The organism is Salibacter sp. (genome assembly GCF_031581065.1).
Taxonomy (GTDB): Bacteria; Bacteroidota; Bacteroidia; order Flavobacteriales_G; family Salibacteraceae; genus Salibacter.
In genome coordinates, this window is record NZ_JAVLBN010000061.1 from 1 (window position 1) to 10,802 (window position 10,802).

5 protein-coding genes are annotated in these 10,802 nt (G+C 42.7%); 1 reads left to right on the forward strand and 4 read right to left on the reverse strand.

The window, feature by feature from the left end; all coding sequences use genetic code 11:
* Nucleotides 1-482: 482 nt before the first annotated feature.
* Nucleotides 483-3,143, reverse strand: coding sequence for a DNA gyrase/topoisomerase IV subunit A (locus tag RI557_RS10695; protein ID WP_310683708.1), 2,661 nt, complete (start codon nucleotides 3,141-3,143; stop codon nucleotides 483-485).
* Nucleotides 3,144-3,450: 307 nt separating this feature from the next.
* On the reverse strand, nucleotides 3,451-5,301 hold the full coding sequence (locus tag RI557_RS10700; RefSeq protein ID WP_310668643.1) for a DNA topoisomerase IV subunit B: 1,851 nt from the start codon (nucleotides 5,299-5,301) through the stop codon (nucleotides 3,451-3,453).
* Nucleotides 5,302-5,502: 201 nt separating this feature from the next.
* Between RI557_RS10700 and RI557_RS10705 the strand changes: the two genes are divergently transcribed.
* Nucleotides 5,503-7,938, forward strand: a complete 2,436-nt coding sequence (locus RI557_RS10705; RefSeq protein ID WP_310683710.1) for a TonB-dependent receptor domain-containing protein — start codon at nucleotides 5,503-5,505, stop codon at nucleotides 7,936-7,938.
* Here RI557_RS10705 and RI557_RS10710 read toward each other — a convergent pair.
* Both RI557_RS10710 and RI557_RS10715 read right to left on the reverse strand, forming a co-directional pair.
* Nucleotides 7,935-9,461: a DUF4173 domain-containing protein gene (locus RI557_RS10710; protein ID WP_310683712.1), complete on the reverse strand. Its 1,527-nt coding sequence runs from the start codon at nucleotides 9,459-9,461 to the stop codon at nucleotides 7,935-7,937. The two genes, RI557_RS10705 and RI557_RS10710, sit on opposite strands and share 4 nt — an antisense overlap.
* Nucleotides 9,462-9,590: 129 nt before the next feature.
* The coding region (locus RI557_RS10715) for a DUF1566 domain-containing protein (protein WP_310683714.1) at nucleotides 9,591-10,802 on the reverse strand (1,212 nt) is incomplete at its 5' end.

The following is a 10,802-nucleotide window of genomic DNA, read 5'->3' on the forward strand; positions in this document are numbered from 1 at the left end:
GTAGGTACGGTTCACGTTTTAGATGTCTAATGTTTTTTACTTTTCTGTGGGCCGTGCTTACAGCACTCGTTGGTGACTCTCATGCACTATACTCTGGGCTGAAGCCCAGAGTTATGTGAATTCGGGGGTGTATCAAAACCGAAAAATGAAAGATTTTTCGGTTTTAAAAAGCTTCTTAAGAAAATGAAATAGCTGTAAATACAGGATTACAAGCTGCAAACCAGGGCTTTTTTATATCTCATAAATGCTTTTTGATACACCCCCTTGACCTTTTTCCCAAGACCTGACAGGTTTCCAAAACCTGTCAGGTCTACACGACACTTAGCTCCTTTAACAACTTAAACATTCATTAACACCAAAAACAAGATTAGAACGCTCTCGGCCTTGGCCTATACCTTTGACCTCAAACTTACAACTACTGACGCTTGCGGTCAGCACTATAAGCTCGTGACGAATGGAACGGGGCTTGACCATAAACATCTCTAAAACAAAGTTCCCTGACTCGGGCCGTCATCATCATCACTATCAGAGTCGTTGGAATCACTTCCGCTTTCCTCTTTTTGCTCGCGTGACGGCAATTCGATTTCCGGTTCAGACTCCACCTCCTCTTCGTAAGGCAAAGAATCTAACAAGTCGATCGTTTTCACCTTGTGAGGTGTAAGCCTGTTCCCCATTGCTTTGAGTCCTTTCACAGCGATAAACTCGTCCAGAATAACCTGTTCATCTTCGCGTGAGGCACTGCGCTGGTCGTAAGCAATGTTGATCTGCGGACGCCAGTCTGTCGTAGCCAGTTCCAGGTATGAATCGGGATGTTCTGTGATGAAAAGTGTTTTTCTATCGGTATCTTCAACCTGGAAACGCTTTACATTGAACTGTTCTTTTTCACCATCCCAGTAAATTGCTGTCACCGGTTTCTCCGGATTCCATTTTTCCAGGATGATGAAATCTTCTTCAAATTTTGTACTCAAGTCGAAGCTAGTGAGTTTGTAATGACCGCTCTGCGTGATTTGCAGAATCTTATCATCTCCCTTAAACTTACCGAGCAACTCTCCTCGTCCGTCAGTGTTGAGACGTTTAACAGATTCATCAAACCAAATTTTACGCGCAGCCAGTGTGGAAACACCTTCCTCTTTGAGAACGATTTTGTTGATCGGATGCTTGGTGAGAATATTTCCGCCTGCTCCTCTACCCTTGATATCCTGTTCAGAGAAATCAAAGTCAAACTTGAGTTTGCGGATTTTACCCGTATTGCGATGTACGATTTGAACCGTTTCTGCTTCACCATTCGGGTTCACCGTGAGGTATAGAACCTTACTTTTAGCAGTGCCTTTCGTGAGGTCATATTCGCGTTCTCTCGTGATCGACTTCACGTTGAATCGCTTCACACGAGCCGGTCCGGTAGCACCATCCTTATAAATCATGTTGTACGTTGTGCGTGTATCGCCACGTTTCCAAACACCAACGTACAGTAGGTTTTTACCCATGAAATATTTATCGGTGATTTTAGCCACCATCATTTTACCATCTTCACGGATTGCGATGATATCATCAATGTCAGAACACTCGGCAACGAGCTCGCCTTCACCGCGTTTGAGACCATGCCCCACGAAACCTTCTTTGTAGTTCGCGTAGAGCTTCACATTGGCAACAGCTACTTTGCTCGCTTCGATATTTTCGAATTCACGGATTTCGGTTTTGCGTTCCATTCCTTTACCGTGCTTCTTCTTCAGATTCCTGAAGTAATTGATAGAAAATTCGATCAGGTTAGCGAGATGATCTTTTACACGTGCAATATCATCTTCGAGTGAAGCGATATACGTATCGGCTTTTTCAGAGTCGTGCTTAGTGATCCTGCGCATGCGGATTTCCATGAGTTTTTGCACGTCATCATCGGTAACTTCGCGAACGAGGTGTTTTACGTGTGGCTTGAGCAACTCATGAGTTACTTCCATTGCCTCTTCATACGTTTTGCCGTCAAACTCAACGTAGATTTTGTTTTCGATAAAGATTTTTTCGAGCGAGGAGAAATGCCATTTTTCCTGCAATTCACCCAGTTCTATTTCGAGTTCACGCTTGAGGAGTTCAACCGTTGCATCGGTTGATTCTTTGAGGACATCTGTAACGCCAACAAATCGCGGCTTGTCGTCCTGAATAACCGATGTGTTTGGCGCGATACTCATTTCACAGTCTGTAAACGCGTAAAGCGCATCAACCATCTTATCCGGTGACGCACCTGATGGAAGGTGAATGAGGATATCGACTTCCTCGGCCGTGTTATCCTCTATTCGCTTGATCTTGATTTTTCCTTTGTCGTTTGCTTTGAGGATGTTGTCGATCAACGATCCTGTTGTGGTTCCGAAAGGAATTTCTGTGATCTTCAGTGTCTTTTTATCCTCGATTTCGATTTTGGCTCTGACCCTAACACGACCGCCACGCAGACCGTCATTGTAGTTTGTGAAATCGGCCATTCCGCCTTGAGGGAAATCGGGATAGAGTGTGAATCGTTTGCCTTGCAGGTATTTTATTGAACAATCGATAAGCTCGATGAAGTTGTGAGGCAAAATACGACATGACATACCAACTGCGATCCCTTCCACGCCCTGTGCGAGGAGTAGCGGGAATTTCATTGGTAAGGTAACCGGCTCACGGTTCCGACCGTCATAGGAGTTAGACCAATTGGTTGTTTTGGGGTTAAACGCAACTTCGAGCGCGAATTTTGTGAGACGTGACTCGATGTAACGCGGAGCTGCTGCACTGTCGCCAGTGAGGACATTCCCCCAGTTACCCTGCGTATCGATGAGGAGATCTTTTTGTCCCATGCCAACGAGCGCATCGGTAATAGAAGCATCACCGTGGGGGTGATACTTCATTGTATTCCCCACGATGTTTGCTACTTTGTTGTAACGCCCGTCCTCCATCTCACGCATGGAGTGTAAAATCCTGCGCTGCACGGGTTTGAGTCCGTCATTGATATGCGGAACGGCACGTTCGAGAATTACATACGAGGCGTAATCTAAAAACCAGTCCTCATACATCCCCGAAACCTGAATGACTTTATCGAGCTCTTCAGCTTCGGCCGCTTCCTGTTCCAGTTCTTCGTCTCTTTCTTCGTTCTCTTCGTTTTTGTCGATGTCCTCGCTCATTTTTTATCTTAAAAAGTTGAGAGTTGTTTATTTATCTGATAAATGGCAAATCCGTTTTTATTTTATTTAATCAGGGTAGCAAAGTAACATGGATTAAAATTCATTGTGAGTTTACTGTTGAATAAATTAGAAATGAAATTTATACGTATTTTAGATCTATCATTTGAATCTCTAAAAAAGTGAATGATCTTTAGTCTTGGAATAACCGTTTGTAACAACCTTTGATAAAATACAAATATGAAACCTGTCAAAATCAAAAAAACTATTAGTTCGAGGTGTTTTTGAAACATATAAATGCATGTTAAATTTACACTTGATTTTCTTCTAATACTTCTTCTACTCTTAGGTTATTGATAATAAATTTTTGTCTGTCTGGTGTATTCTTGCCCATGTAGAACTGCAACAGATTGCTAACGGGTGTATCTTTCCCTATGATCACAGGCTCCAGGCGAATATCCTCTCTGATGAAATTGGCAAACTCATCAGGGCTGATTTCACCCAACCCTTTGAATCGTGTAATTTCCGGTTTACCTCTCAGTTCTTTAATAGCGTCATTTTTTTCCTCGTCAGAATAGCAGTAAAAAGTTTTTTGCTTATTCCGAACCCTGAAAAGCGGAGTCTCCAACACGTAGAGGTGACCGTTTTTCACTAAATCAGGGAAAAACTGCAAAAAGAACGTGATCAACAAGAGGCGAATATGCATTCCATCTACATCGGCATCGGTAGCTAATACAATATTGTTGTAACGTAAATTTTCAATTCCATCTTCAATATTCAGAGCCGCTTGTAGCAAATTGAACTCTTCGTTTTCGTAAACGATTTTTTTGGTTAGTCCGAACGAGTTCAACGGTTTTCCTTTCAGTGAGAAAACAGCCTGTGTTTTCACCTGGCGCGCTTTCGTAATGGAACCCGATGCAGAGTCACCCTCCGTTATGAACAAGGTAGTTTGATCCTTGAGCTCGTGCTTGGTATTGTAGTGTACTTTGCAGTCGCGTAGTTTCTTGTTGTGCAGACTCGCCTTTTTAGCTCTCTCCTTGGCCAGTTTTTTGATTCCGGCAAGATCTTTACGCTCCCGTTCTGCCTGCTGAATACGCTTTAAAACAGCCTGTTCCGTTTCTGTTTCACGGTGCAAAAAGTTATCGAGCTGTGTCCCGATGAATTCATTTAGGAACGAACGCATGGTAGGCCCTTCTGGTCCCACTTCATTTGAGCCGAGTTTCGTCTTGGTTTGCGATTCAAAAACCGGCTCCAATACTTTCACACTCACAGCAGCCACAATTCCTGATCTGATATCAACCGTTTCGTAATTCTTGTTGAAGTGATCGCGGATTGTTTTGATATATGCTTCCTTAAAAGCAATTTGGTGCGTTCCGCCCTGTGGGGTGTATTGTCCATTCACAAATGAGTAGTAATCCTCACCGTAAGCCTGAGTATGCGTGATCGCAATTTCAACATCTTCATCTTCGAGGTGGATGATTGGATACAATGGTTCATCTGAGAGTTTTTGCTCTAACAGATCGCGCAATCCGTTATCACTCTTGATCTTATTCCCGTTGAAATTAATGGTTAGTCCGCGATTGAGGTACGCATAGTGCCACAGCAACTCTTCAACGTGCTGCATCTTGTAGCGGAAATTCTTAAAAACCTCTTCATCCGGAACAAAAGTGATCTTAGTGCCTTTTCGTTTTGAGCTTTCCTCTATTTCAGCATCTACCTTGAGCTCTCCACGCTCAAATTCAGCTAACTTGATTTTCCCTTCTCTTATCGATTCAATTCTGAAAAACTGAGAAAGTGCATTTACTGCTTTGGTACCAACACCATTTAGCCCTACAGACTTCTTAAAAGCCCTTGTATCGTACTTACCACCAGTGTTTATTTTGGATACACAATCAATCACTTTCGTGAGCGGAATACCGCGACCGTAATCCCGTATTTTGACAACTCCATCCTTGATCGTAATGTCAATCGTTTTCCCATTGCCCATCACAAATTCATCAATCGAGTTGTCGATAATCTCTTTTAAAAGAATGTAAATACCATCATCGCTCGCGTTACCATCACCCAACTTCCCGATGTACATCCCGGGACGCATCCTAATGTGCTCTTTCCAATCGAGCGAGCGTATATTATCTTCAGTATAACTCGTTTCTGCTGCCATATCCTCTAATCACTAAATATCTCTGGGAAATTTCGTAAAAGTAGTCAATTCGTGCGTTTTTATGCAAAAGAGGTTTATCCAGTTTTTCACAAAACGTTAAAGTTTTCAAAATAGATCAAGATTGCATGTATAGACACTATTTTTGCTCAAATTTGAACCATTGTAAACGAAGTACCGTTTCATTGACCCCAGCAATTTTTTATGACAAAATACATTATATCCACATTTTTATCTCTGCTATTCCTCACCGGCTCAATCACTTCTTTCGGTCAGAACCAAAAGAAATCGATCGACAACGGTGTAGCGGGTTCAATCGTTGAAGGCAAATCTAAAAAAGCAATCCAATTTGCCTCGGTGTCTGTCATCTCACTTCCCGATTCTGTTTTCCAGGACGGAACAATAACCGATCAAAACGGTGAATACAAAATCGAGTTGAGTGATGGAAAGTTTGTGGTTCTTGTGGAATTCATGGGCTATGGAAAAACATATTCTGAACCATTCACAGTAAGCGGAAATGTCGTAAAAATGGATCCGATCGAAATCAGCCAAAAAGCAGAGACACTTCAGGAAGCTGTTGTTGAAGCCGAACGGAGTGAAATGGCTCTGACCATGGAGAAAAAGACATTTGAGGTGAGTCAGGATATCACCTCACAGGGCGGCTCGGCATCTGATATTTTGGAAAACGTGCCCAGTGTTACGGTTGACAATGACGGATCGGTGAGTTTGCGCGGAAACAGCAATGTGCGCATTTTGATCAACGGCAAACAGAGTGGACTCGTTGGTGTGAGTAGTCAGGATGCTTTGCGGATGCTCGCCAGCGATATGGTTGAACGAGTAGAAGTTATCACAAACCCAAGTGCCCGTTACGATGCTGAGGGAATGGCCGGAATTATCAATATTATTCTCAAAAAGGACAAAGAAATGGGAACTAACGCGGTGTTCACTGGAGGAGCTCGTTACCCGTGGGGATACAATGCTTCTGCCAGTTTGACTCACAAACGAGGCGACTGGTCTTTTTCGGGAAATTACAGCTTTCGAGACAGGGCGAGACCACGCTACTCAGAGCAAAGGCGGCAAACACTCGAAAACGATACGGCCGTTACGGTTTTACAGGATGATCAGGGAATGCGTAGTGGTCAGAGCCACAACATCATGGGTGGCGTACAATGGAGTCCGGGCGAATACAACGAATTCAGTTTTGATGGCGTTTACAGCACTTCGCATGGGAACAACACAAGTGACGTAGATTACAGGACATTTGATCCTTTCCGCTTGCGTTCAACTAGCTTGCGGGAAAATGACGAAATTGAAGATGAGGAAAATTACGACCTAACCTTTGAGCACAGACGCACTTTCCCCGAAGAAAAACGCGAATGGGTAACCAGTTTGGATTACAATACCGGAGACGAAATTGAGGATACCGAAGCTGAACAGCGGTTTTACGGTCCATCAGGAAATGAAGTCGATAGCCTTTTCACCCTTCAAAACACCTATAACCTTGAGCAACAAGATAACTTTGTTTTTCAATCTGACTACGTTCATCCTTTCAGTGAAAACGGTAAAGTTGAATTTGGTGTCAAAAGTAGCTGGCGTGTAATCAACACAAATTATTTCGTGGAAGATTTTGATCCTGCATCAGATTCTTACGAGCGCCTGCCACGCTTTTCAAACGACTTCCTCTACGATGAACAAATTCACGCAGCTTATGGTATGTACTCCAACAAATGGGGGAAATTTGGCATTGCAGCAGGTTTACGTGCAGAGTGGTCTGTGATTAACGTTGTACAGGAACAAACGAATGATGACATCAAGCGGGATTACATCAATCCATTCCCTACTCTATCGTTGTCTTATGAGCTCGATAAGGTTAACACTGTTCAATTGAGTTACAGTCGCAGAATTAACAGACCAGGCTTTTGGGATCTGAACCCATTTTTCAATTATACAAATCCACTCTATTTCAGGAGCGGTAATCCAAAACTCAACCCTGAGTATACGAACTCTCTCGAAGCTACTTATCTATTTTTTAAGCAAAAAGGAAACCTCAACATATCAACTTACTACCGCCATTCAACCGGTGTTATTCAGCGCGTTTCAACAATTGAAGATGGTGTAACAATATCGCGACCGCAAAACGTGACCCAACAGGAAAATTTTGGTTTAGAACTCACCGGAATGTACCGCCCATTTGAATGGTGGCGCGTTGGTGGATCTGTCAACTACTACGGCAGCCGTCTCGATGCATCTAACGTGATTGAAAATGGCAATAGAGAGTTTACAACCTGGCAATCACAGTTGAATACCCAAATTACAACTCCGGGTGATATTAAAGTTCAACTAAGAGCTAATCACCGTGCTGCAACCGTTACAGCTCAGGGAATTCGCAAAAATATCACGTACCTAACAGCAGGTGTGAGTCGCTCGTTCTTCGATGATAAATTTGCAGTGAACTTCAATATTCGCGATGTATTCAACTCACGCAAATACCGTGGAACAACAATTGGAGATGGTTTTGTAATAGAAAGTGAAGGACAATGGAGACCACGTACTTTCACGCTCTCACTCACTTACCGACTCAAAAATGAGGACCTCGAAAAAGGAAAAGGTGAAGGTGATTTTGGCAGAGGAGACTATTAATCCCGCTCCGCTATTTTTTTAAATGCGTTGTATTGTGCAGGATTCCACTCCAACCAGTCTTTGTTTTTCCAGTCGTTTTTGAACCAGCTAACACGCTCGTCAATCTCATTGTTGTAGTCGGACGGAGTATCAAAGTTACGCGCAAAAGTTGACGAGGATATGCTCAATTGCTCTTTTTGCAAATCCTGCATTTTTTCAAGGCGTTCTTCGGTCTGAACCAAATAAGGCAGCGATTTGTCGCTGAGCTGGCTCATGTACGACAGCTCGACCATCGCACGGCTCTGACCAAAATTGTATTTTGCAATGATCACATCCCAGTTGAAAACAGCCATCAGGCAAAGCACCATGTAAACTGATAAGCTATTCACCGTCAACAGGTAATGCGTATTCTTAACGCCCTTTACCTTTTTGTAAATACTCCACAACCCGATTAGTGTTGCCACGAGGAAAAACATCAACCCTATTCGCTTGTAAGCCAGGGCAAAATATTTGATATACCAAAAGTTCCTGATCGCAACTGAGAGTACCAAAATGGCATTCAGCCCAATCCACAAGTAAGTCAACCTCCTGAGCCACTTGGAGCCGCTAAAGAAATTTTGATTTCCCCTGAAGTAGAACAACACAATTCCCATCGAGATGAAAATCGAAAGGATGAGAATGTACATTCCTTCATGGACAAACTCTTTGAGAAAAACTCCGTTGTAATCGAACCCGAACCAGACGTCTTTCACCTCTAACGTCAAAAGTATCAGCAGCATCACATTCAGAACCACCAGCAAAAAGACACCCGTTTTATTTTCTTGCCTTACCGCGGCAGAAAGATGTTTTTTCGAGTTAGATGAGGACTTTTGCCTGTTCAGTAATCCGTTATTGGAAATGCTGAGTTCAATGAATTTATTCGGAATTCGGGAATACAAGAATGCAACTGAAAGCAAAAATCCGAGAATGGACAAACCGATGATCATCCAGTCGAGTAAATCTAATGACAACTCGATGAAATTGAGAATTGACGAAAACATGGATGCTGTGTATTTGCCAAATGCCGGATTGGCATTGGAATACATAGCAAGAAAAAGAACGATAATCACTGCCGGACCTGTGTAGATGGCCATTCGCCATATCTTTTTGACCGGGAATCCACGACCGGCCAGTTCGGCTCTGACCGAAACGACAAAACGATATACTCCTTCAAACGGGGCAAATATCGCAGGCGGAATAATAAAATACATGCTGACTGACTTTGCAGTTGAGAGCGATGCAGCGAAAAGCCCCACACTTAACCAACTCACTAAAAAAACAATTACGGAGTGGTTGACAAAAGCGGCTGTGCTCATTAAAAACGAAGTGATGAGTAGTGTTTTTTGATTGTTATTGCGCCAGTTAATTCCGCCTGAAAATAGCGGAAGTGAAAGTAACATCAACTGAAAGATGTACATGTTGAGACCCCAATCACGATCGTAAAAGAGAATAACAAATAGAACTGTTAAGAGCAGTACCGAGAGGATTTTTTTGAATGAACTCATGTGCAGTTTGATTTTTATTCAATACGCACAATTTCCGTACAAATTGTTGACGCTTAACTTTTTTTGTTTTTCAAAAAAAAGGCCAGTCGGAAATGACTGGCCAGCTTAGTTTATTAGGTTAAGAGAGTATTAAAAGCGCCTTATAGCTCTAACCCTGTAATTGGTAACTTTATTATTTACAACAACTCCACCACTGTAAAAATTGTAAGCGTAACCACTTATACTGGAAGCTTCAGTAGAACTCCAGTAAGTATCAATCGCAAAATTGCCCAATCCATTTTGATAGAGGTTTTGATACATTAGGCTCAATGAATTACGGCTTGGTAAGAACCAATCACTATAGCCATTGAGATTCAAGTTATTTGCTATTGAAGCGGCAATTGTTCCACCACACCCCGAAACTATATCCTGAGTGTTTTGAGCTCCGTCTCCGTATCCTGACCCAGAGGCACCAGGAAGATTAGTTCCGCTACAACCCCACTGTACATTTGTACTTTGATCAGTTGTTGATGATTCCAAATATCTCCAGCCATTGCTGTAAGATCCTTTATCATAAAAGACAATTCCGCCCGCAGGGCCAGTACTTCCAATACTGTAAGCCGATGCCATTGTAAAGGATACTTCATTGCCATAATTCGTTCCTGCTCCATTCGTAGCATAAGCACGAACATAGTATGTTTGACCACCATTTAGATTAGAGAGATTGAGAGAAAAACTCCCTGTACCAGTTCCTACACTCTGAAAACTATCAGATAATGTAGGTTGAGGATTTACACTCCAACAAAAACCGTAATCGGTAACGGGCGAACCATTGTTTGAAGTAACTTCACCGTTGAAAGTAGCATCGATCGGACTCGTACTCGTAGCCGATATTGTGCTAACACTGGCATAACCAGCTCCTAACCAGGCTGGAACTCCATTTGAATTAATCTGAAGTACCTGTCCGGGCTGACCAATTGGTATTTCAACCCATTCAGATCCATCCCAGTAACGCATATCACCAACATTTGAGCCAGCCGGCATACCAGGCAATTCTACAAATCCGCCATTACTAAGGTAAATCGTATCATTGCTGATTGTTAGGACCTGAAGTTCATTTGTAGGATCTCCATCTTGCTCTGAGGTTAAATAGCCGGCATCATTCGTAAAGGAGCTCACATTTGTTGGCGCTCCTGTCAAGCTCGAATACTGACCATCAAAGCCTGCGGGCAATTCTACAAATCCGCCATTACTAAGGTAAATCGTATCATTGCTGATTGTTAGGACCTGAAGTTCATTTGTAGGATCTCCATCTTGCTCTGAGGTTAAATAGCCGGCATCATTCGTAAAGGAGCTCACATT

Bases quoted from the DNA above. Each gene is read 5' to 3' on its own strand.
- RI557_RS10695 (WP_310683708.1), bottom strand. From the start codon at position 3,143: ATGAGCGAGGACATCGACAAAAACGAAGAGAACGAAGAAAGAGACGAA.
- RI557_RS10700 (WP_310668643.1), bottom strand. From the start codon at position 5,301: ATGGCAGCAGAAACGAGTTATACTGAAGATAATATACGCTCGCTCGAT.
- RI557_RS10705 (WP_310683710.1), top strand. From the start codon at position 5,503: ATGACAAAATACATTATATCCACATTTTTATCTCTGCTATTCCTCACC.
- RI557_RS10710 (WP_310683712.1), bottom strand. From the start codon at position 9,461: ATGAGTTCATTCAAAAAAATCCTCTCGGTACTGCTCTTAACAGTTCTA.